This is a genomic window from Pauljensenia sp. UMB10120, assembly GCF_030212035.1.
GTDB lineage: Bacteria > Actinomycetota > Actinomycetes > Actinomycetales > Actinomycetaceae > Pauljensenia > Pauljensenia radingae_A.
Genome location: NZ_JASODH010000002.1, coordinates 1 through 22429 on the forward strand (window position 1 = coordinate 1; position 22429 = coordinate 22429).

Here is a 22429-nt window from a genome sequence, read left to right on the forward strand (position 1 = left end):
AAGCCGCCTTTGCGCTGATGGTACTGCGACCGGGGGGTCGTGGGAGAGTAAGACACTGCCGCAATCAACCGTGAGTTGGGGGTGGGGTACAGGCCTGGAGACAGGCACGTACCCCACCCCCCCTTTTTACGCGCACACGCAAGCCCGCACGCGCGCCTGCGCGCATAGCAGGCACTGCCCGAGCCTCACGAGCGAGATGCATCTGTCGGATTGGCTTTCAGCACCGAAGAAGCCTCCCCCCACGCACGGGGGGAGGCTCCCATAGACGGGAGGCGTCTTCAATTGCCAGGTGAGGGCCTACCTGCGGTGCGTCACCAAAACTGTTCCCATTAAGATTGCCGCCAGGCCCGCAATCACAAGACCAGAGTCCGAACCAGTCGCAGCCAGGCGCGAGGGACGCTCCAAGACCACACCTTGACCCCGACCCTCCTCATCACCAGTAGTCTGAGCTGGATCAACCTCTGGCTTGCCAGATGGTCCAACAGGCGAGGACTTCGTCAGCAGTGGAGATTCCGTTTGAGCTTGTCCAAGAAGACAATGGCGCAGCTCGGAGACCTTGTACCAGGATGATCCTTCGGCAACCGCAGTACACGAGGAATTAAACGGTGTTTCCACCTCGTTGACAAGCATGCGGACAATCGGGGTCCACGACCTACCCGTTGCAGGATCGGTGCCGGCCTGACAGGCCGTGTCCCACTGGACGTTTGCCGCCATCGGCATGACGGTGGATCCGCGCCATTCGTTGGTGGCGTAGTTAAAGACGTCGTCGATGCTGACAGGCTGTGAGACAGCAGGTGCCTGCTGGGTTGAACCAGGCAAACGAAGCAGGGCGGAGAAAGGAGCAATCGTTTCTGCGTGAGCAAAGCGGAACGTTGCAACGTGGGATCCACCTGCGGTGCGCTCATCGATCTGGGCGAAGAAATCATCGAGCAACGGTTGCGCAGGCGCGTATGACCCGTCAGTTCCCGTCACGCCCGGACCTTTTTCGTAAAAGTCCTCAGCGTCGAGCAGATAGGAGAACCACTTGGCGTCGTCCTGGTAGTTTGCGAAATACTGCTCGAAATCGAATGCGTGCTCCCCGGTGTTTTCCTCCTGCATATCAGCACCGATGATGTACAGGTTGTACAGATCCATCGCCGCATCAACAGCGCTGGTGATCTTCTTTTTGGCGGAGCCGCACGCATCAGCGTCAGTGCTTTCATCAGCGTTCGGTGCGCAGTTCTTGTCGCCGTCCTTCGAGCCATCGGCAGTGTTGAACCATGTATGCGCATCATCTCCGATCGAGTCAATAAACTCGGGCGTGAAGATCTGCGAGAGAACCCGGCGTGCCGATTCCTGCGACTGAGGCAGCAACTCGATGTAATCCATCGCTCCGGCGATCACTCCACCGTCACTGGTCTGCTCCCCAATGAATGCTTCGTAACGAGAGGCTACTTCGTAAGCCGGCGTCCCCTCCTGCTTCACTGAGCCATCAGGGTTCTCCAGCTTGTGGAAGTAAAGTGTTTCAGGATGCGCTTCGAGGGATTCCACGATCGGCGTCACACTGTTGTGCGAGGCGGCTTCAAACCCTGTGAGGAAGCTTTCGCCGGATTCGGTGGCGCGAGCCTCACCTGAGGACTCAAAGCGGATCGCGTCACCCTCGGCAATGGCGCGCTCGAAGAGAGCAGAGTTGCGTTTGTAGGTGCGTTCACCAATTCCGCGGTGCTGCGTAGCGCCCTGACCGGTGAGCATTCCGTAGCCGTTGGCCACGTTGGCCGCTGTGATCGACTCGAGGTTCTTCATGAAGGCCTCGCCCACCTCCGGTGACACGAAACCATTTTCTTTCTGAGCCGTCTGAGCCATCAGCATTAACAGAGCATCGTACTTATAGGAGGACAATCCTCGCGAACCATGGCGAGCGACGAGCTGAGTATGTTCAATGTCGAAACCTGCTGGAGGCTGTGAATATCCTGCGATGTCACTTTCGCTGGGTGCGATGTACGGCTGCTTCGAGGAATAGAAAGGACCTTCCTCGGTGGCGTCAGCAAAAGCCAGTTGCTGAGTTGACACCACGGACAATGCCGCAATTGAACAAAGCGCAGTCAGCCCGACAATCCGGGCGCGCTGTGTAGTCGTGTTCAGACTCCTAAGCACTATGAAAGCGAAACACATACAGCCCTCACGCTAAGTGGTCAAAATGGCAGGAAGGGCCATGAAAGCTAACGCGCACGTTACAGGCGCGTGAACATCTGCCGGAAGGTCGATGGCCTTGCTGTCGAGCGTCACAAGACCGACCGTGGTGCCGCACTGACATCTACTTACGGGGTTGCACTACAACCCTGTGACGGACGGTAGTGAGCGCCCAGTTGTCATGTTCGTGAAAGAGCTGATTATGCGCCGGTTGACACCGAGATAATACCTTTGATCAGGACAGTTGCAGCGCCCACAACTGCCAGGACCAGTGCCAGCGCACGGGAATGAGACTTGCTGACTCGAGGAGCAATAAGCACTCCCGCAGCGATCCCCACGAGCATCGCGCCAATAGCTACTGCGATGAGCCACCACGAGGTATGAAGCTGCACAGAACCACTCAACCACTTGGTTGTCAGCGAAATCAACCCGCCGTAGCTTCGCCCCTCGAACCACAGATGCGATCAGTGACACGGTGATGAGTGCGCCAACAATAACCTGCACCCAGGCAGGTGAAACACTACGCACCAGCAAAGCCCCAGGAATTGAGCCGACCACCATGATTGGCCCGAGCAGCACCCACCGTTTCCAGTCGATGTCGCGCCACACGGTCAGCGCGATGATGCTCGCATTGATGACAGCCAGAATATTCATCATGACGATGCCGTCCACACCGCCCATCAGCAGCGACAACACCGGGCCAGCAACCAGGCCCAGCCCCATGCCGGAAATGCGTTGCAAAGACGCTCCCAGCAGGACTGAGCAGGCAATACAACACGCTACTAGCATGTGCCGCACCTCCTTGCTGGTGGCTATCACATCCACCTAGGCGATGCCTCCACCTCAATGAGAGGAGTGTCGGCCCTTGGCGGTGCTACCTACTATTCAGCCGGCGCGTCCTTCGAGCCGGACGGTATTTCCGGTGAGTCAGTCGGTGCCGCTTGGCAGTCGAGGAATTGCAGCAATCAGTGCGCGCGCATAGTCGCCCTCGGGAGCTGACAATACACGACGAGTCGGGCCGCGATCTTCGACGTGCCCATCCTTGAGCACGACGATAGTGTCGCACGCTGAGGCCACGGTCGCCAGATCGTGAGAAACCAGCAGAAGCGACATGCCGCGCTCACGGGTGATCGAATCGATCATCTCCATGACGGAGGCGCGCGTCGCCATATCCAGTGCCGAAACAGGTTCATCAGCGATGATGACGCTCGGCTCAGACACCAGCGCCCGGGCAATGGCGATGCGTTGACGCTGCCCACCTGAAAAAGTTCGAGGATACTCGTCAGCGCGCTGCGGATCGACACCGACCAGGCGCAATGCCTCGTGCACCATCTCCCGCGCCCGTGCGCCCGACGCCACCTTCAGCGCGTGCAGCGGCTCGGCAACGATCGCCCCGACACGCATACGCGGGTTGAGGGAAGAATACGGATCCTGGAACACCGCCTGAACGTGTGAACGGAAATTGCGCATGATACTGCGCGAACGCGAGCGCACCGGCATCCCGGCAAAGGCGACAGACCCCGACTGCGCGGGCAGCAGTCCCAGGCCCAGCCGCGCAGCTGTGGTTTTCCCGCTTCCGGATTCACCGACGAGGGCGACGCGTGCACCCGGCTCGAGGTGCACGCTGAAGTGGTCAATGCCGGCATCTGTTGACGGGTAGTGGAAGGTGACGTCGTCAAAAATCAGAGCAGAATCACTCATCGTTGTCCCTCCGATCGTCGCGGGACTGGATAGTGTCCATCATCGTGTCGAGGTGGCGCGCCGCCTCCACAATGCGGCGTGTGCCATCGCTCAGATCCGTTGCGTCTGCGGCCACGAGGTTCGAGGTTGACACGTCGTCGCTGATCCGTCCCTCCTCGATGACGACGATGCGATCAGCCATCTGTGCGACCACCGGAAGGTCATGAGAGATGAACAGTAACGCAGTGTCGTGCTGGCGCGTGGCCTGGGTGAGGACATCCAGAATATGTGCCTGCACTGTCACGTCCAGCGCCGTGGTGGGCTCATCTGCGATCAGGAGGTCTGGCTGACAGGCCAGCGCCAGCGCAATCGCCACGCGTTGGCGCTGGCCTCCGGACAGTTCATGCGCAAATGCGTGGGCAACGCGTTCAGGATCAGGTAGCTGCACTCCGCTCAGCGCTTCATTGATTGCAGCGCGCATGGCGCGTCGCCCTCGTACATGCTGATGGTGGGCCAGCGGCCATTCCAACTGCTTACCGATACGCATGAGCGGATCGAGGGCAGACAGGGGATCCTGGAAAACCATTGCGGCAGTGGCTCCGCGGAAACTGCGCAAGTCTTTTTCAGAGGCGCTGGCCACATCGAGGTCGCTCACCCGTAAAGATCCGCTCACCTGAACTGGCGAAGGCAGAAGCCCCATCACAGTCTTGGCGAACATTGATTTACCCGACCCGGACGCACCGATCATGCCCACGTGCTCGCCGCGATTCATGGTCAGATTGAGCGAGTCCAGAATCGTGCTGCCGCCGATGCGCACGGTCAGATCGTTGGCCTGGAGCAGTGGCGCGGTCATGAGGCCTCCTGCTGGGTAGGATCGACCACGGCGCGCAGGCCATCCGACAGTAGATTTGCGCCGATCACGAGGACGACGATGGCGACGCCTGGTGCGATTGCGCCCAGAGGCTGTGTGGTGAACGTGGCCTGAGCATCCAGCAGCAGACGTCCCCATGACGCGTTCGGCGGGGGAGTGCCCAGCCCCAGGTAGGACAATCCTGCTTCAGCCAGAACCGCCGAACCGAACAGGACGGCCACGTTGACGATCAGGAAGGGCCAGATATTGGGTAGAACATGGCGCCAGACAATGCCAAGGGTCCCCACTCCGGACGTGCGTGCGGCAACCACGTACTGCTCGCGCAGCACACGTGATGTGAGGATGCGCGTCAGCCGCGCTATCACGGCAGATGCCGACAGGCCAATCGCCACCGTGACGGTCAGCAGTGATGCGCCTCCAACTGCGACCATCAGCATGGCGAGCAGTAGTGTCGGAAAGGCGATGAGGACGTCCAGGATCGAGGAGGCCACATCGTCGAACCAGCCGCGCGAAAGTGCTGCAAGGAGTCCGAAGCTGATGCCGATGATGGATGCGATGAGCGCTGCGCCGGCGCCGACCGTCAGCGCGATACGCGCACCGATCAGTACGCGTGTAGCGATGTCATGGCCTAGGCGGTCGGTGCCGAGCCAGTGCTGCCACGATGCGCCTTCCAGTCGGCCGCCCGACGTGTCATCGACAGGGTAGGGCAGCCAGAACAGTGAGATGAGGGCGGCCAGGGCGACCGCGGAGAGAAGAACGACGCCGATGATCAGGCCGGCTCTGCCGGTTCGACTGGTCCGGCGGCGCGGAGCGGATGGCGAAGGGGAGGGTGCGGGAGTCATTTACGCGCGACCTCCTGTCAGGGAAGTGCGCAGACGCGGATCAACGATACGTTGAAGCACGTCAGCAAGGAACCCGATGACCAGCACGAGGGCGGTGGAGGCAAGCAGGACCCCTTGAATAGAGGGGAAATCATGCTGAGCGATCGCTCGGGTCAGCATGGAGCCCAGGCCGGGCAGAGCGAAAACCTGCTCAACAACGACTGCACCGATGAAGGTTGTTGCAAGCTCGATGCTGGCTACCGAGATCACCGGGATCGATGCGTTGCGCAAACCGTGACGGATCATTGCGCGCGTGCGCGACTGGCCCAGCGCCCGCGCGCACGCCATGTAGCCTGAGTCAATGACATCGAGGGCGGCTGAGCGGGTGTAGCGCGTCATCGACGCGCTGGAGACGAAAGCGATGGTGCTGACCGGCAGGACGAGTGCCGTCCACGCGAGGAACGGGGTACCCCATCCCTGGGGTGGGAAACCGCTCGCGGGCACCAGACGCAACCTGACGGCAAAAACGATCACCGCCATCATGGCGATCCAGAAAACTGGAACAGCGATGCCGATCTGCGAAAAGATCGACACGATCAGGCCGGCAGGCCCGTTGCGCCATCGAGCCGCCACGTATCCCAGAGGAATGGCAATGATCAGGGCGAATGTGAAGGCGATCAGAGTCAGAGGAATGGTCACCGACAGGCGTGAGGCAATCTCAGCACCCACCGACGTTCCTGATGTAAACGACGTGCCCAGGTCGCCATGCGCCAGGTCAGAAATCCAGCGGACGAACTGGGTCACAACCGGCTGGTCAGATCCGACCTGACGGCGCGCCGCCTCAATCTGTTCCGGCGTTGCGGTCGATGTCAAAAGCGCATTGGCTGGGTCGCCGGGCAGGAGCCTGAGCAGCACAAATATTGCAATGAGGCCCGCCACCCCAGTGGCAACCAGCAATGCGCTGCGACGAACCAGGTACCGGATCACTCGGACTCGCTAATCCCCGCCACGAAGAACTGTGAGTTCAACCCGTTGACCCCGTATCCGCTCAGATGAGACCGTGCGATCACAACTTGAGGGTACAGGTAGAGCCAGGCGCTTGCGGCTTCCTCGGCAATAATCCTGTTGGCCTGGCGCAGCAGGTCGGCTTGTTCATCGGTGGAATGCGCGTGCTGAGAACGCTCGACAAGGTCGGACACTTCAGGATTGTCGTAGCCCCAGTAGAAATCCGGGTTGGCGTACCACACGACGTCGCGAGTGTTGACGTGCTCCTGCAACGTGGCTTCGAAATCCTTGTTTGTGAAGACCTTGGAATACCATTCGTCAGCGGTGATCGGATTGATCGTCACGGTTACACCGATCTTGGCCAGCTCGCTCTTGACGAACTCAGCGACCAGTGGATGCGGATCGTAGGTCGGAGTGTCCAGCGTGAAGGAGAAGCCGTCAGCCAGTCCGGCTTCGGCCAGCAGTGAGCGCGACAACTCCGGATCGTAAGGGTTCAGGTCAGTCAGGTCCTCATACCACGGGTCCGAGGGCGGCACCATCGAGCCGATGACCTGTCCCTTGTCCGCCCACACGGACTCCAGGAGTTTGTCGCGGTCAATGGCTGAGTAGACAGCTTTGCGCACGCGCGCATCATCGAACGGCTTGAGTCGGTCATTGAAAGCGAGCAGTTCCTTCGTCGTGGACATGCCGTCAGAAACGGTGAAGTTCGCGTTCGAATCGAAAGTGGGGATCGCATCCGGTGACTGCACATTCGTCACAATGTCGATGTCACCGGCCTGCAGAGCGTTCGTCATGGACGTCACATCGGTGAAGTAGTGGAAGATGGCACCGGCATTGGCAGGCTTGTCACCCCAGTAGTCCTCGCGAACCTTCAGCGTGAGGGTCGAACCTTTCGTCCACCCCTCCACCGTGTAGGGTCCGGTGCCGTCAGTTTGCGTCGTGGTGTCGAGCCCTTCGGGAACAACCCACATGCCGGACAGGTCATAGTCCAGTGAAACGGAAGGCTCTGACAGCGTCAGGACGACGGTCGTGCTGTCAGGTGCCTGCACGTCAGAGATAACGGATACTTCCTTCTTGCGCGCGGACTGCGATTCGTCAGACAGTAGGTGCTTGATGGAGGCGACAACGTCGTTGACGGTCATCTCTTTTCCCGAGGAGAACGTCACGCCCTCACGAATGGTGAGCGTATGGGTCAGTCCATCTTCGGAGACGACGTCTTCAGTGGCCAGCCATGGTTCCACGTCACCCGAATCAGTCAGGCGGAACAGTGTTTCATACACGTTGCCTGTCAGCGCTTCGGTCGCGCCCTGCCCACCGCTACCTGAGTTTGATAGGTTCGTCGGCTCGTACAGGGAGCCAATATCGATGGTGGCCGCTGCGTTCGCCTGGCCGCCGGCGCTTTGACCGGACTGGCTCGAGTTGAAAGCATCCGGGCCCGCACACGCAGTCATTCCCATGACGAGGGTGGCCAACGCGGCGATGACTCGTGAACGTTTCACAAAAGCTCCTATCCCAGATGCGGTCAGTGCGCTGTGTGTCACTGCGGACGCATCGCGACTGTTTAATCGGTGTGTGGGCGGGCGGTCACTATATACGCAGCCCACACTAGTCACACGTTAATGCGAGATGAAGACCTGTGCGTTGTGATATTCACCGTGTGAGATGGGAAGCGGGTCACCTGTCCTAGGCAAGGAGGTGTCGATGGTGGCACCATTTATTACTGTGAAAAACTCTGCCTCAGATGATTCGACTGCCAGCTCGACGTCGAACTTTTCGGCACCTGCGTCCAACGAGTTGCCCTCGTCGGGCACAGCCGCGCACGACGATCCCAGGCACGACGAACCCGGTCGCGACGGTTCCCGTCACGGCAGGCCAGGCCGCAATGAGCCTGGTGGCGGCGATACCAGGCGGGGCGATGCCGGGCGAGGTGCTCCTGAACGCACTGCTGCGGCGCGTGAGGATGCAGTCACGGGCACAGACCACAACCGGTACGCTCACACCGAGCGTGAACGCACCTCACTGACGCTGCACCGTATGGTGGCTCACGATCGCCTTGCTCACGCGTCGCGTATCGTGTTGCGTCTGGGACAGATGCTGTTGTCCAGCGGTGCGAGTGCATTCCGCGTCAAACACGGCATGGCTCGTCTGGCGCAGGCAGTCGGCATTGAGCAGCACCACGCGCAGGTGACATACACCGAGATTATCTCCACGGCGTACGCGTCGGGCACCTTCCGCACCGAGCTTGCCGAGCAGCGCGCGATGGGTGTCAACGCTGACCGCATCGACCGGCTTGCGAGTTTCGTCAATGGCCTGGGCGGGCCCGGATCGATCAGCATCGAGGAAGTCGACTCCACACTTGATGAGATCGAGCACGTGCCGCCGTTGTATTCGACGCTGCCGAACGCGTTGGCATCGGGTATCGCATGCGCGGCGTTCTCGTTTCTTAATCACGGCGGCTGGGTGGAGTGCTCCGTTGTTGCCATCGCGGCCTTCTTCGGTCAGTATCTGCGCCGCCAGATGCTTCACCGTCGCATGAATCACTTCGGCGTGTGGATGGCGTGCGGTGCATTGGCCTCCACGATCTACATTTCACTGGTGGCAGCCGCGCAGCACTTCATGAACGTCGAACCAACCCACCAGGCCGGTTTCATTTCAGCAGTGCTCTTCCTGGTGCCAGGATTCCCGTTGGTCACCGGCATCATTGACCTGGTGCGTCACGATTTTCAGGCGGGGATTCCGCGTCTGGTCTATGTCACGATGCTGATGGTGTCGGCGGGTGTGGCCGTGTGGAGCGTGTCGTTGATTTTCCACTGGTCGGTCACCCCTCAGTATGACTATCACCTGATGCCGTGGGTGCTGTACCTGCTGCGGTTCCTGACCTCGTATATCGCGTCTTACGGGTTCGCTATGTTGTTTAATACGCCGCCCAAGGTCAGTGCCTACGCTGCGCTGATCGGTGCGACGATCAACACGGGTCGTCTGGCGATGGTGGACGAGTTGCATGTGCCCGTTCAGGCTGCTGTGGGGATTGCGGCACTGTGCGCGGGTCTGCTGGCGTCGCTGGTGGCGCGTTCGAGCCATCGTTACTCACGCGTGAGTCTGTCGGTGCCCGCCGTTGTCATCATGATCCCGGGTGTGCCGTTGTACCGTTCGCTGGCTTACCTGAACAACGGGAACATCAATGACGCGTCTGCCGCACTTTTCTCCGTGTTCTTCACGGTTATTTCAATCGGCGTGGGTCTGGCGGTTGCGCGCATGCTCACTGACCGCAACTGGCTGATGGAGCGTCCAGTGTCTGTGCCTTCGCTCGGCCTGGCTGGGGCAATCGACGAGGGTGACGTTGATGAGCTGGGTGACAGCCTGGGCGATGAGGTCGATCCTTTCCCTGAAGGAGCCGACGGGCGGTAGCCGGTGGTATACCGCTGCAGCGCCGGCACGGCGTGCGGCACCCCGTGAGAGGGCGCGCAGGGATTGCTGCGCATCAACGTCATGCGGGTACTGTCAACGGGTCAAGGTCTGTCAGTGCGCTGCTGGGCACCTCGCCACAGTGACGGTCAACTGTTCAAGGTATTAATCAACCGGTCAAGGTAGCCGACGTTGCGAAGATCAACCGGTTAAGGTAGAACGCCGTCACCGCGCGATCTCACCATGTGAGAACCGCGGAATAGTGCGGAAAAGGCGCTGTCGCCGACGCGTGCCGGCCAGTTTTTCAGCTCTCTTACCTTGACCGGTTGATTCATGGGCAGTGCAATGACCTTGACCGGTTGACTTATGGGCAGTGCAATGACCTTGACCGGTTGATTGCATCTGACGTGATTGCATCTGACATGCTGGCCTTGGCGCACCATTCACTCAACCCCATAGTTCGCGTCGCATGCCCTTTCCGTCAGACAGCTGCTGTGCGCGGCAGCTTGTCGCCGAACCTTGTTGAGCCGGCGGCACTCTGATACCCTCATTATTAGCAGGTGTGGAATAATGCGCCTGCGGTTGTGGGCTGTTGTCGCGGCACTTACCCTCGGCTATACGGTTGCTCGCGATGACGGTGTATCTCGAGCAGCTTCGGGGCAGATTATTTGGAGCCAATGGAAAGGCTCTATTGGCTGGGGGATTTACGCAGGTGCAGTTGCGCTCGGCCCGGTTGGCGTGGTGGCCTATGAAGGGTGGAAGAACGGCTTTACGCAGGAATGCATGAAACATGACTATTGCAAGAATGGGTCGGTGATTCACAATGACTGTGAAGATGACCAGTGATGCTTTGTATGTTATTGCCACTGTGCTGTTGGGTGGCGGGTTGATTTATGCGCTTGTGGTACGCGGCGCAGTTCCTGGGCCTGCTTTGGGTGGCGGGATGCTGGTCCTGTTTATTGCTGCCGCATTGAACCTGATTGATGAGCGGCGCAAACGTCAGTCGCTCCGTTCGGACAAGGTCCGCAAGGGCAACGACAAAGATCAGTAGCCAGCTCGCACAAAAAGCGGGTCGCCCTCGTCCATAAAGGAGGAACGAGGGCGACCCGCCAATCACTTGTCCGCCAGCTGAAACGGCGGCGAAACTCAGCAGCTACATGGCGCCGAAGACCTGCGCCACCATGATCTTGCCGATCATGGCCACCGGGTAGACCAGTGCGTAGCCGAGCGCCACACGAGGATCCATGTTCGTGCGGCCATTCGCAAACGCCAATACCGCAGGCTGGGTCTGCGAACCCGCAAGTACACCGGCCAGACGCGTGCCGCCCATCTTGAAGATCCAGCGCATCGAACAGTACATGCCGATCGCCATGATCAACGTGATAATGACGCCGAGCAGGAAGATCTTCCACCATGCGCCTGATGTGAACGCTTCGATGATCTGACCGCCTGCGACGGCTCCGGCCTGAGCGAGGAAGACCAGCAAACCGAACTCCGAGAGCACCTGGCATGCGGTGTAGGGGATCGCGGTGACGATCGGGCCGACGCGACCGATCTTGCCAAAGATCAGGCCTATGATCAGCGTGCCGGCAGCGGAACCGATCGAGAAATACTCACCGGTGGGGGTGAAGAACTTCAGCTCGCCCAGCAAAATGCCCAGCGCCATGCCGATGCCCAGAGCGACCGGGTTCACGTCAGACAGGCCGCGTGCCGAGTCACCGAAGAACTCGGTAATCTTCTTCATCTTGGAGGTCGGAGCAACCACACGCACGCGGTCACCTTGCTGGAGCACCAGTCCGGGCTCTGCGACCATATCCACGTCACCGCGACGTACACGAGAAATCGTGGCGGAAAAACGAGTGGCGAAATCAAGGTCTCCCACTGTTCGCCCAGCGACCTTCGGGTCAGACACTGTCATGCGGCGGAAGTCCAGGTAGGAGCGGTCCTGCAACAGTGAGTGCGAGGAGGAGTGCCCAAGCTCGGTGGCAACACGCGCCACAAGTTCACGCGGGCCAACAACTGTCAGCAGGTCACCAGGATCGAGTGTGTCCGACATGGATGGGCGCGTGATCGGGCCAGCCTCACCGCGGCGCAGACGCGAGAACGTCACGCGGCTGCCGAGCTTTTCGTAGATGTCACCAATGAAGGGATGGTCTTCGCGCTCGACGCGGATGGTGCGGTTAGCCAGCGGGCTGGGCGCATCTTTGTCGTGCTTGCCGTATGACAGGGCAGCAGCCGCAGCACCGAGCATGCCGATGACACCAAAAATGTAGGAAATGGAGTAGCCAACAGTAGCAGCACCTGGGTCGCCGGACGCTTCTCCGGCGGCAGCCAGAGCGGGCGTGTTCGTCGTAGCACCGGCAAATGTGCCCGTGATCATCGCGGTGCTCATGCCGAATCCGCGTCCGACCAGCAGGCCGACCGAAGCGGCCACGATGTACAGCACGACCATGATAAGGATTGGTCCGATGGCCTTGCGCAGATTGTGGAAGAAGGATGCGCCGGAGGTAATACCGATAGCAAAGGCGAACAGGGCCAGGCCAAGCGTGCCGAGTTCACGGGTGACGCGCAGCTCAACACCGTATGTTTCCGCCCACGCAGCCAGGATGATCGCGAAGAACAACACCGCGGCGGCACCCAGTCCGATTCCACGAACTTTGACGCGGCCAAACGCCATCCCGATGCCGATCAGGATGAACAGGAACAGCACGGGCTGTTCAGCCAAAAATGAGAATACAGAGGCCACAGGCACACTCCCATTAAGTTCCAAAGGTCTACATGCTCTGGCATTATCTCAGGTATTTCTCAGGGGGCGACAGTCTATCGTCCCAATTGTCGTCACATTTGGCGAATGTGACGCGACTGGCTTTCTGGCCCGGCTCGCATGGGGCCTGCTGGCGTGGTGTGGGGATGACGAGGGCGTGCTGCAGGTTTGATACTGCACCGATGCCGGATGCGTGCCGAAAAGGCGCGAAGAAAGGGTGCGGAGGGCTGCCTGTGAAGCGCAGGCAATCTGGCTAATGACGCCCGGTTCTCACAATATGAGATTCCGGGACTCGCGGCCCGACGGAGCCGTAACGTATGAGACGTGCAGAACATTATCGCAGTGACGGACGTCATCCTCCTCGTAGGTTGGCGTGCGTATCCTGCTGCGTAAATGTCAGGTGGAACGCACGCCTAATCCCCACGCTTGGAGCGAAGGGGATTTTTTTGTACCACCACACAAACCATTGAGAGGACACCATGAACATGGGCGATACTCCAACACAGACAATGACCGGGGCGCAGGCCATCGTCGCGAGCCTGGAAGCACTGGGCGTGACCGACATTTTCGGTATGCCAGGTGGCGCGATCTTGCCGACCTACGACCCGCTCATGGATTCATCCATGCGTCACATTCTGGTTCGACACGAACAAGGAGCAGGACACGCCGCCGAGGGGTACGCCCTGGCGACTGGAAAAGTGGGCGTTGCGATCGTGACGTCCGGGCCGGCAGCAACCAACACATTGACTGCACTGGCTGATGCCAATATGGACTCTGTTCCGATCGTTGTCATTACAGGCCAGGTCGGTGCCTCCATGATCGGCACTGACGCATTCCAGGAAGCAGACATCGTGGGCGCGTCCATGCCGCTCACCAAGCACTCATTCCTGGTGACGGACGCGCAGGAAATCCCCTCGCTGATCGCTGAAGCATTTCACATCGCATCGACCGGGCGGCCAGGCCCCGTCCTCGTCGACGTGACAAAATCTGCCCAAAACGCACAGATGGAATTTTCGTGGCCACCGGCATTCGACCTGCCGGGCTACAGGCCTGCCGCTAAGCCGCACAAGAAGCAGGTGCGCGCAGCAGCGGCTGCCATTGCGACAGCTCAAGCTCCAGTTCTGTACGTCGGCGGTGGCGTGATCCGCTCGCGCAGTTCCGAGGCGCTGGCAGAACTGGTGGAAGCGACCAACGCGCCAGTGGTGACCACACTGACCGCGCGCGGCGCATTCCCCGACTCAGATCAGCACTGCCTGGGAATGCCGGGAATGCACGGAACGGTCGCAGCGGTGGGAGCCTTGCAGCGTGCCGACCTCGTTGTTTCTCTGGGTGCACGGTTCGATGACCGCGTGACAGGAAACCTCGACTCCTTCGCGCGTCGCGCACGTGTGATCCACGTGGACATCGATGCAGCGGAGATCTCGAAGAACCGAGTGGCAGACATTCCCATCGTGGGCGATCTGGCAGCGACCCTGCCTCGCCTGACGGCTGCCGTCAAGGCTGTACAAGACGCCAGTAAACCTGCCGATCTGGGCGGGTGGTGGCGCTACCTCAACAGGCTGCGCGACACTTACCCGATGGGGTGGACTGAACCGGAAGACGGGCGCCTTGCCCCGCAGGGCGTGATCTCGCGCCTGTCAGCTCACGCACCTGGTGCTATCTTCACCACCGGCGTGGGGCAACATCAGATGTGGGCGGCCCAGTTCCTCACCCTCGACAAGCCTCACCACTTCATTTCCTCCAGCGGACTGGGAACAATGGGCTACTGCATTCCAGCCGCGATGGGAGCGCAGGTCGGACAACCCGACACGGTGGTGTGGGCAATTGACGGCGACGGATCATTCCAGATGACCAACCAGGAGCTCGCCACCTGCGTGGTGAACCGGATCCCGATCAAGATTGCCTTGATCAACAACTCGGTGCTGGGCATGGTGCGGCAGTGGCAGTCACTGTTCTATTCGAAACGCTATTCGAATACCGACCTCAACCCCGACGAAGGTGACCAGGTTCCGAACTTCGTGGCACTGGCGAAAGCCTACGGCCTCGAAGCACGGACCGTGCGAACTGAGGACGAGGTGGACGAAGCGATCGACTGGGCAATGTCATTCAATGATCGACCTGTCTTACTGGACTTCAGGGTGTCGCGAGATTCGATGGTGTGGCCGATGGTCGCAGCCGGAGTTTCAAACGACGACATCATGTACGCCAAGGACATGGCTCCGAACTGGGAAACGGAGGACTGACTGATGGGACACTTGCGAACCTTGTCAGTGCTGGTGGAAAACAAGCCGGGCGTCCTCACCCGAGTGGCGGCACTTTTTGCCCGCCGCGCATTCAACATTCAATCCCTGGCAGTGGGGGAAACCGAACACCCGAAGATTTCCCGCATGACGATCATCGTTGAAGCCGATGGTCTGCCGTTTGAACAGATCACCAAGCAGCTCAACAAGCTGATCAACGTCATCAAAGTCGTTGAACTTGAGCCAGATTCCAGCGTGGAACGCCGACTCATGCTGATTAAGGTGCGCACGCATGGTGCACACCGCACCCCCGTGCTCGAAGTGGTCGATTTGTTCCGTGCTCACGTTGTTGACGTCCAACCGGAATCGGTGGTGATCGAATCCATTGGATCTGGTCAAAAGCTCGACGCCCTCGTGCGCGCACTTGAGCCATTTGGCATCACAGAAATCGTTCAATCAGGCGCTGTCGCCATTGGCCGCGGTCAACGCTCAATCACAGATCAACTCAAGGAGATTTAGAACAATGGCTGAAATCATCTATGACGACGGAGCAGATTTGTCGCTGATCCAGTCCAGGAAGGTCGCCATCATCGGATACGGCTCTCAAGGACATGCTCACGCCCTGAACCTGAAAGATTCCGGCGTTGACGTGGTGGTGGGACTTCGCCCTGGCTCATCCTCGTGGGACAAGGCCGAAAAGGCAGGCCTGAAAGTAGAGGACGTTCCCGAAGCTGTCAAGGAAGCGGACGTCGTCATGATTCTGGTCCCCGACCAGGTCCAGCGCACCGTTTACGCAGAGCAGATCGAGCCGAACCTGAAGGAAGATGCGGCACTGTTCTTCGCACACGGCTTCAACATCCGCTTCGGCTACATCGACCCGGGCAAGAACCATGACGTGTGTATGGTTGCGCCCAAGGGCCCTGGCCACACTGTTCGCCGCCAGTTCGTTGACGGCAAGGGCGTTCCAGCTGTTGTCGCAGTGGAAAACGACGCGTCAGGCAACGCATGGGATCTGACTCTGGCATACGCCAAGGGCCTGGGTGCCACCCGCGCCGGCGTCATCAAGACGACCTTCACCGAAGAAACCGAAACCGACCTGTTCGGTGAGCAGACCGTGCTGTGCGGTGGCGTCTCGCACCTGATCCAGGCCGGCTTCGAAACCCTCGTTGAGGCTGGCTACCAGCCCGAGATCGCCTACTTCGAGGTGTGCCACGAGATGAAGCTGATCGTCGACCTCATTAACGAGGGCGGCATCACAAAGCAGCGCTGGTCGTGCTCCGACACAGCTGAGTACGGTGACTACGTGTCCGGTCCGCGTGTGATCGGCCCGCAGGTCAAGGAAGCGATGAAAGAGGTGCTGGCGGACATTCAAAACGACTCCTTCGCGCACCGATTCATTGCTGACCAGGAAGCGGGCGGCCAGGAGTTCAAGGCACTGCGTGCCGAGGAAGAAAGCCACCCCATTGAAAAGACCGGTCAGGAACTGCGCCGCAAGTTCGGATGGGCCTCCGTTGACGAGGACTACACGGATGGCTCAGCAGCTCGCTGATCTTTCAGTTGATGACCGTGAGCCGGGGGTGGCACCGAACAGGTGCCACCCCCGGTCTATGCGTAGGCCTTCATGACCACCATGTGCGGAGCACAGTGTCCGTCATGTGGGCCGCTCATTCGCATGGTGGACGAGGAGCCGTGAGCGCAGATTGAAGCGACACAATGAAGCCATGACACGGTTGAAATTAGCTGTAATTCCCGGAGATGGCATCGGGCGCGAAGTTGTGCCGGAAGGACTGCGCGCACTGGAGGCCGCACTTGCTGGCTCAGGTACACACATTGACACCACCGACTTTGACCTGGGCGCCCATCGCTACCACTCCACTGGTGAGATTCTCACCGACGAGGACCTTGCCCGGATCGATGATTCCGATGCGATCGTTTTGGGCGCAGTGGGCGACCCGTCAGTGCCCTCAGGCGTGCTGGAACGCGGTTTACTGTTGAAGCTGCGCTTCAGCCTGGATCACTACGTCAACTTGCGTCCCTCGCTGTACTACCCGGGAGTTGCAACCCCCCTGGCCGATCCCGGCACCGTTGATTTCACTGTCGTGCGCGAGGGGACAGAAGGCCTGTACTGCGGAAATGGTGGCGCCATACGTACCGGCACCGACCAGGAAATTGCCACCGAGGTGTCCGTGAACACCGCCTTTGGCGTGCAACGCGTAGTGAAATACGCTTTCGAACAGGCGGCCGTCCGTCCAGCGCACCACCTGACGCTGGTGCACAAGCACAACGTCCTCGTCAATGCCGGGGGACTGTGGCAGCGCACGGTGGAAGAAATCGGCGCACACTACCCGAACGTCACTGTCGACTATGTCCACATCGATGCCGCCACGATCTACATGGTGAACGACCCGGGCCGATTCGATGTCATCGTCACCGACAATCTCTTCGGAGATATCCTGACCGACCTTGCCGGCGCGGTAACCGGTGGAATCGGCTTGGCAGCATCGGGCAATATCAATCCCGAGGGTACTCACCCCTCGATGTTCGAACCGGTCCACGGATCTGGCCCCGACATCGCCGGGACAGGAAAGGCAGACCCGACAGCTGCGATCGCATCGGTCGGAATGTTGTTGGAACACTTGGGATATCGCGAGGAAGCAGGCGCAGTCCACGATGCCATCGAACGCGACATGCAGCGTCGCGCTGACGCGCAGGCAAGCGGTGAGCAGCTGGTGCGTTCAACAGAACAGATTGGCAGCGATATCGCAGCGCAACTGGCACGCGACTAGGAAGTGTGCCAGTTGCCGTGGGACTGAGGTGAGCGTAGCCCTCGCGCAGCCAGAGTGCGCGCGTTCACGCCGACCACGTGCAGTGGCTCGACCCCGCGCGGCTGAGCAGTGTGCGCCCGAGGCGTCCGCTCGCGCGAAACAGGTCGACATATGGACTGTCATATTGTTCTGCGGTGCAGAGCGATAGGCTGCAGCTAGCGAATGCGAAAGTCAGTGACGATGAGGAGTAACGATGACTGTTGAGCATCAGCCCACGCAATTGGAACAAGCAGGTAGCCAGCCTCTTCCGGACGCCGACCGAATTGCTGGGCGCTTCCCGCTCGAAAAGAACACCTCGCCCGCTGATCAGGCGACCTACGACGGCATCATGAAGGACCTCACCTTCGGTCACCGCTTCACTGACCACATGGCACACATGGCGTGGACACCGCAGCAGGGATGGCACGACCGTGAAATCATTCCATTCCAGGACCTGAACTTGTCGCCGGCTGCAGCCGTGTTTCACTACAGTCAGTCCGTCTTCGAAGGACTCAAGGCGTACCGCCATGAGGACGGCTCCGTATGGACATTCCGCCCCGGATACAACGCTGCCCGCATTAATCATTCCGCTCACCGTCTTGCACTTCCACAGATGGACCGCGAAGACTTCGTGGGCTCGCTCGTAGACTATGTTCGTGCCGACGAAAAATGGGTGCCTGACGTAGAAGGATCGAGCCTGTATCTGCGGCCCTTCATGTTCGCATCTGAGGCGTTCTTAGGCGTCCACTCGGCTTCGCGCATTGACTACTACGTGATTGGATCTCCCTCGGGCCCGTATTTCGTGGGTGGATTCCAACCAGTGTCGATCTGGGTCTCCCGAGGTTTCCACCGCGCAGGCCCGGGCGGAACAGGAAGCGCCAAAGCAGGCGGCAACTACGCTGCTTCACTGCTCCCGCAGCAACTGGCAGGGGAAAAGGGCTTTTCGCAAGTCTGCTTCCTCGACAGTTACGAGGAACGCTACCTGGAAGAACTCGGCGGCATGAACATGTTCGTGGTGATGAGCGACGGTACCGTGTGCACACCTGAACTGACTGGCGTCATTCTGGAAGGCGGCACGCGCTCCGCGATCTGCCAGCTCCTGCGCTCACAGGGCGTGGACGTTGAAGAAAAGCCGATCGCCCTGGATGACCTGGTCAGCGGCATTCAGTCGGGTGCCGTCAGCGAGGTCTTCGCATGTGGAACTGCCGCTGTCGTCACACCTATCGGCCGCCTGGCCAATGATGATTTCGATGCGACGATCCCGGTGGGGCCGCTCACTGAAAAGATCTACCACCAGCTCACCGACATTCAGATGGGACGCGCAGACGACCCGTTCAACTGGACGTACAGGATCTGCTGAAACAGGTGTGATAGTCCATCGGCGGTGTTAATTTGCCGACCACGTAGGGACATCGTACTCTTACGTGGGTAAGCCGTTTTTATGTGAAACAGCGTCATATAAGCACGAGGTTTACCAACTGGCCAAACCGACTGCGACAGATGGAGTTTCAACAGTGAAAGCGGCTTCGTGGACACCAGCTGCATGCCTGAGCACACTCACGTGTGCCCTCGTCATGACGGTCACCGGGTGCGCCAACATTGCGACAGTACCCGAATCCGATGCCAGCGCATGCGACATGCCGCCAGCCTCCACCCAAGCCCGCGACTTTGACTTGTCGGAATCAGTTCAGGCCAATCTGCCCGACCCGCTACAGCTCAAGGGGCCAACAACCGCGTACACGCGAAGCGACCAGATCATCCCAATTTCCGACGATCCAACCAGCTCACAGACATTGCCTGCCACCGTGACCAGTGATGACGGTGCGCGCCAGACGGTTACGGACACCACGCGCATTCTTGCCCTGAACAATAACGGCGGACTCGCGTCCATCGTGTACGCGCTCGGATTTGGATGCCAGCTGGTCGGCAGGGACACGGCCACGGCGATCCCCGGCCTCGACAATCTGCCACAAGTCACGCGAAACGGGCACGAACTCAACGCCGAATCCATCCTGGCGCTGCACCCCTCGGTCATCATTACCGACGACAATATCGGACCGCGACAGGTCCACGAGCAGCTACGCGACACGGGCATCCCCGTCGTGTTCATACCTGACGTGCACGAGGGCGGCCTTGACGCTGTCGGTACTCAAATCAAAGCGGTGGCCGATGCTCTGGGTGTCCACGAGCTGGGCGCTCAGCTGGCTACGCGCACCGACCAGGAAATTGCGAACGCACGCCAGGCAGTTGCTTCCATTGCTCCTACTGATTCGTCGGCACGGCCACGCGCCGCATTCCTGTATATGCGCGGTCCCAAAATCTACGACTGGTTCGGCCAGAATTCAGGAGCCGACGCGCTGATTGAAGCATTGGGAGCGACCGACGTGGCAACGGAAGTGGGGTTCGAAGGATCCCAACCTACCAATGCTGAAGCGCTGGTGCAGGCGGCTCCAGACGTGATCGTGACGATGACACTGTCCATTGCGTCGGTTGGCGGGCTAGATGCGATGTTGAAATTGCCCGGCATTGCACAGACACCTGCCGGGCAGAATCGCCGCATCATCGACATGTCTGACTACGAGGTCATGACGTGGGGGCCGCGAACGGCTGATGTGATCGTGGCGTTAGGGCAGGCACTGTATGATCCGGAGCGCGCGTACCTTCCTGACCATAAGCCAGCCATTGTTCAAAAACGCCTCGATGAGATGGCGGCGCGCACAGGGCAACACGGCGGCGCTGGAACAGGGCGCGGTCACGGCGGACAAAGCGGCGCGCGTCAGTGACAACTGCCCGGCCCCGCACCCTCATCGTCTTCACCGTGATGACCGCTCTACTGGTCATCACGGTGCTCGTGTCTGCGGCGCTCGGCCAACTCGTCATTCCCTTCGACCAAGTCCTCGGATCCGTTACTCATAAAATCGGCTTGCCGTGGTTTCCTGCACCCACCCACCCATTCGGTGATGAAGCCCTGTGGAACGTGCGCTTTCCTCGCATCGCGATGAGCATCCTGGTGGGAATCTCGCTGGCGGTCGCGGGCGCGTTGATGCAGGGCATATTTGGCAACCCGTTGGCCGAGCCTGGAACAGTGGGTGTCTCCTCTGGAGCAGCGGTTGGTGCCGCACTGTCGGTCATCGCCGGATGGACATTCCTGGGGCCTCTCACCACACCGACGCTGGCATTCGTCGGCGGGCTGATCACCACATTCATCGTCTATGTCATGTCTCGACACGAAGGACGCACCGAAGTCGTGACGTTGATTTTGATGGGCGTCGCCGTCAACGCGGTCGCCGGAGCGATCATCTCATTCATCGTTTTTCGCGCGCCCACATCCGCCCGTGAACAGATCGTGTTCTGGCAGATGGGGTCCATCGCCGGTGCGTGCTGGCAGCAAGTCACCCTCGTCGCACCCCTGTGCGTGATCGGCACGCTCATCGCATTCGCTTTGTCTCGTCAGCTCGACATTCTTTCACTGGGGGAGCGGGCGGCCCGGCATGTCGGTGTCAACGTCGAGCGTCTGCGCATGATCGCGATGACACTGGTAGCACTGCTGGTTTCGTGCGCCGTCGCATTCAACGGCATCATCGCCTTCGTCGGGCTGGTCGTGCCGCACTTCATCCGCATGCTTATCGGCCCCTCTCATAGGCTCCTGCTGCCCGCAAGCGCGCTGGGCGGCGCACTCCTGATGGTCAGCGCGGACTTTTGTGCCCGTACACTCATCGCCTACGCCGACCTGCCGATCGGCATGCTCACGTCACTGGTGGGTGGCCCATTCTTCTTCTACCTGCTCAGGCGCTCACGTTCACGATCAGGAGGGTGGGCATGAGAACCCGGCGATCCCTGCTTTCACGTGAATCTGACCTGCCCGATCAGCCAGATCCGCACACGCCGCTCATCGACGCGCAGGACATCACTGTGACAATCGATGAGCACACCATCCTCGATCACATCAGTGCGCGCGTATACCCCGGCGAGGTGGTCGCCCTCGTCGGTCCCAACGGAGCAGGAAAATCCACCCTGCTGTCTGTGCTGAGCGGAGATCGCGCCCCACGGTCAGGGACAATTCGCGTTGTGCAACGCCCCATCGGGGAATGGAACGCGGTGGAACTGGCACAGCGACGCTCAGTGCTCCTGCAACGTATCGACATCGCGTTCCCCTTTACTGTCGTGGACGTTGTGCGCATGGGGCGGGCACCGTGGGCCGGCACCTCCAAGGAAAACGAGGACGACGCAACAGTCAGCGCAGTTCTGAGGAAAGCTGATATCGAGGCGCTGCGTGAGCGCACCTACACCTCACTGTCAGGTGGCGAACGTGCCAGAGCAGCATTTGCCCGCATCATGGCGCAGGCCAGCCCGCTTATGCTGCTCGACGAGCCAACAGCTGCGATGGACATCCGACACCAGGAACTCGTCCTCAGGCTGGCACGCGACTACGCGCAGACGGGCTGCGGTGTCGTCATCGTGCTGCATGCTCTGGATGTTGCGGCCGCATATGCGGACCGAGTGATCCTGCTGCACGACGGCACAGTTGACTGCGCAGGGCCGCCTGCAGAAGTGCTGACATCTGAACGTCTGACATGCGCGTACCAGTACCCTATCGACGTGTTTGACCACCCTCACACGCACACTCCGGTGATCACGCCACGACGACACTATGCTGAATAAGGCATACC

The 22429-nt window shown here is 60.0% G+C and carries 18 protein-coding genes and 1 pseudogene; 11 read left to right on the forward strand and 8 right to left on the reverse strand.

Features of this window, described 5'->3' with window-relative positions; genetic code table 11:
• Positions 1-297: 297 nt before the first annotated feature.
• From QP093_RS01820 to QP093_RS01850, 7 genes are all read right to left on the reverse strand, one after another.
• Entirely contained in the window at positions 298-2049 is a 1752-nt protein-coding gene (locus tag QP093_RS01820; protein WP_285014330.1) for a histidine-type phosphatase, read from the reverse strand.
• 261 nt (positions 2050-2310) lie between these two features.
• Positions 2311-2958: a sulfite exporter TauE/SafE family protein gene (locus QP093_RS01825; RefSeq protein ID WP_285014331.1), complete on the reverse strand. Its 648-nt coding sequence runs from the start codon at positions 2956-2958 to the stop codon at positions 2311-2313.
• A gap of 138 nt (positions 2959-3096) precedes the next feature.
• Positions 3097-3870, reverse strand: coding sequence for an ABC transporter ATP-binding protein (locus QP093_RS01830; RefSeq protein WP_285014332.1), 774 nt, complete (start codon positions 3868-3870; stop codon positions 3097-3099).
• Positions 3863-4702, reverse strand: a complete 840-nt coding sequence (locus tag QP093_RS01835; protein WP_058236250.1) for an ABC transporter ATP-binding protein — start codon at positions 4700-4702, stop codon at positions 3863-3865. Before QP093_RS01835 ends, QP093_RS01830 begins: the two co-directional genes overlap by 8 nt.
• On the reverse strand, positions 4699-5562 hold the full coding sequence (locus QP093_RS01840) for an ABC transporter permease (RefSeq protein WP_285014334.1): 864 nt from the start codon (positions 5560-5562) through the stop codon (positions 4699-4701). The genes QP093_RS01835 and QP093_RS01840 overlap by 4 nt, the downstream gene beginning before the upstream one ends.
• Positions 5563-6528 carry an ABC transporter permease gene (locus tag QP093_RS01845; RefSeq protein ID WP_285014335.1) on the reverse strand — a complete coding sequence of 322 codons (966 nt, stop codon included), beginning with the start codon at positions 6526-6528 and terminating at the stop codon, positions 5563-5565. It abuts the gene before it with no gap.
• Entirely contained in the window at positions 6525-8045 is a 1521-nt protein-coding gene (locus QP093_RS01850; RefSeq protein WP_285014336.1) for an ABC transporter substrate-binding protein, read from the reverse strand. Before QP093_RS01850 ends, QP093_RS01845 begins: the two co-directional genes overlap by 4 nt.
• A gap of 535 nt (positions 8046-8580) precedes the next feature.
• Here QP093_RS01850 and QP093_RS01855 point away from each other — a divergent pair.
• The 3 genes and pseudogenes from QP093_RS01855 to QP093_RS01865 all read left to right on the forward strand — a co-directional run.
• Positions 8581-9855: pseudogene (locus tag QP093_RS01855) on the forward strand (threonine/serine exporter family protein); the annotation flags it as partial.
• A gap of 666 nt (positions 9856-10521) precedes the next feature.
• A complete protein-coding gene (locus tag QP093_RS01860; protein ID WP_285014337.1) occupies positions 10522-10797 on the forward strand; it encodes a hypothetical protein in 276 nt (91 codons plus the stop codon).
• The gene (locus QP093_RS01865; protein WP_285014338.1) at positions 10787-11002 is read left to right on the forward strand and encodes a hypothetical protein; all 216 of its coding nucleotides are present in this window, start codon (positions 10787-10789) and stop codon (positions 11000-11002) included. Before QP093_RS01860 ends, QP093_RS01865 begins: the two co-directional genes overlap by 11 nt.
• Positions 11003-11104: 102 nt before the next feature.
• Here QP093_RS01865 and QP093_RS01870 read toward each other — a convergent pair whose 3' ends face one another.
• Positions 11105-12697: an aspartate:alanine exchanger family transporter gene (locus tag QP093_RS01870; protein WP_058236826.1), complete on the reverse strand. Its 1593-nt coding sequence runs from the start codon at positions 12695-12697 to the stop codon at positions 11105-11107.
• A 503-nt stretch (positions 12698-13200) separates the two neighbouring features.
• On the opposite strand from QP093_RS01870, the gene QP093_RS01875 reads away from it, so the two are divergent.
• The 8 genes from QP093_RS01875 (at position 13201) to QP093_RS01910 (ending at position 22421) form a co-directional block, all read left to right on the forward strand.
• Positions 13201-14958, forward strand: coding sequence for an acetolactate synthase large subunit (locus tag QP093_RS01875; protein WP_285014339.1), 1758 nt, complete (start codon positions 13201-13203; stop codon positions 14956-14958).
• A 3-nt stretch (positions 14959-14961) separates the two neighbouring features.
• Complete coding sequence (ilvN, locus tag QP093_RS01880; protein ID WP_058236255.1) at positions 14962-15474, forward strand: acetolactate synthase small subunit; 513 nt, start codon at positions 14962-14964, stop codon at positions 15472-15474.
• Positions 15475-15478: 4 nt separating this feature from the next.
• Entirely contained in the window at positions 15479-16504 is a 1026-nt protein-coding gene (ilvC, locus tag QP093_RS01885) for a ketol-acid reductoisomerase (protein WP_285014341.1), read from the forward strand.
• Positions 16505-16676: 172 nt separating this feature from the next.
• Positions 16677-17741 carry a 3-isopropylmalate dehydrogenase gene (locus QP093_RS01890; protein ID WP_285014342.1) on the forward strand — a complete coding sequence of 355 codons (1065 nt, stop codon included), beginning with the start codon at positions 16677-16679 and terminating at the stop codon, positions 17739-17741.
• Positions 17742-17973: 232 nt separating this feature from the next.
• Positions 17974-19119 carry a branched-chain amino acid aminotransferase gene (locus QP093_RS01895; protein WP_285014344.1) on the forward strand — a complete coding sequence of 382 codons (1146 nt, stop codon included), beginning with the start codon at positions 17974-17976 and terminating at the stop codon, positions 19117-19119.
• 154 nt (positions 19120-19273) lie between these two features.
• Entirely contained in the window at positions 19274-20542 is a 1269-nt protein-coding gene (locus QP093_RS01900; RefSeq protein ID WP_074026143.1) for a heme/hemin ABC transporter substrate-binding protein, read from the forward strand.
• Positions 20539-21582 carry a FecCD family ABC transporter permease gene (locus tag QP093_RS01905; RefSeq protein ID WP_285014346.1) on the forward strand — a complete coding sequence of 348 codons (1044 nt, stop codon included), beginning with the start codon at positions 20539-20541 and terminating at the stop codon, positions 21580-21582. The genes QP093_RS01900 and QP093_RS01905 overlap by 4 nt, the downstream gene beginning before the upstream one ends.
• Entirely contained in the window at positions 21579-22421 is an 843-nt protein-coding gene (locus QP093_RS01910) for a heme ABC transporter ATP-binding protein (protein ID WP_285014348.1), read from the forward strand. The genes QP093_RS01905 and QP093_RS01910 overlap by 4 nt, the downstream gene beginning before the upstream one ends.
• Positions 22422-22429: the final 8 nt, after the last annotated feature.

Coding starts and splice junctions, on each gene's coding strand:
- QP093_RS01825 (WP_285014331.1), bottom strand. CDS start 2,958: ATGCTAGTAGCGTGTTGTATTGCCTGCTCAGTCCTGCTGGGAGCGTCT.
- QP093_RS01830 (WP_285014332.1), bottom strand. CDS start 3,870: ATGAGTGATTCTGCTCTGATTTTTGACGACGTCACCTTCCACTACCCG.
- QP093_RS01835 (WP_058236250.1), bottom strand. CDS start 4,702: ATGACCGCGCCACTGCTCCAGGCCAACGATCTGACCGTGCGCATCGGC.
- QP093_RS01840 (WP_285014334.1), bottom strand. CDS start 5,562: ATGACTCCCGCACCCTCCCCTTCGCCATCCGCTCCGCGCCGCCGGACC.
- QP093_RS01860 (WP_285014337.1), top strand. CDS start 10,522: ATGCGCCTGCGGTTGTGGGCTGTTGTCGCGGCACTTACCCTCGGCTAT.
- QP093_RS01865 (WP_285014338.1), top strand. CDS start 10,787: ATGACCAGTGATGCTTTGTATGTTATTGCCACTGTGCTGTTGGGTGGC.
- QP093_RS01875 (WP_285014339.1), top strand. CDS start 13,201: ATGGGCGATACTCCAACACAGACAATGACCGGGGCGCAGGCCATCGTC.
- ilvN (WP_058236255.1), top strand. CDS start 14,962: ATGGGACACTTGCGAACCTTGTCAGTGCTGGTGGAAAACAAGCCGGGC.
- ilvC (WP_285014341.1), top strand. CDS start 15,479: ATGGCTGAAATCATCTATGACGACGGAGCAGATTTGTCGCTGATCCAG.
- QP093_RS01890 (WP_285014342.1), top strand. CDS start 16,677: ATGACACGGTTGAAATTAGCTGTAATTCCCGGAGATGGCATCGGGCGC.
- QP093_RS01895 (WP_285014344.1), top strand. CDS start 17,974: ATGACTGTTGAGCATCAGCCCACGCAATTGGAACAAGCAGGTAGCCAG.
- QP093_RS01910 (WP_285014348.1), top strand. CDS start 21,579: ATGAGAACCCGGCGATCCCTGCTTTCACGTGAATCTGACCTGCCCGAT.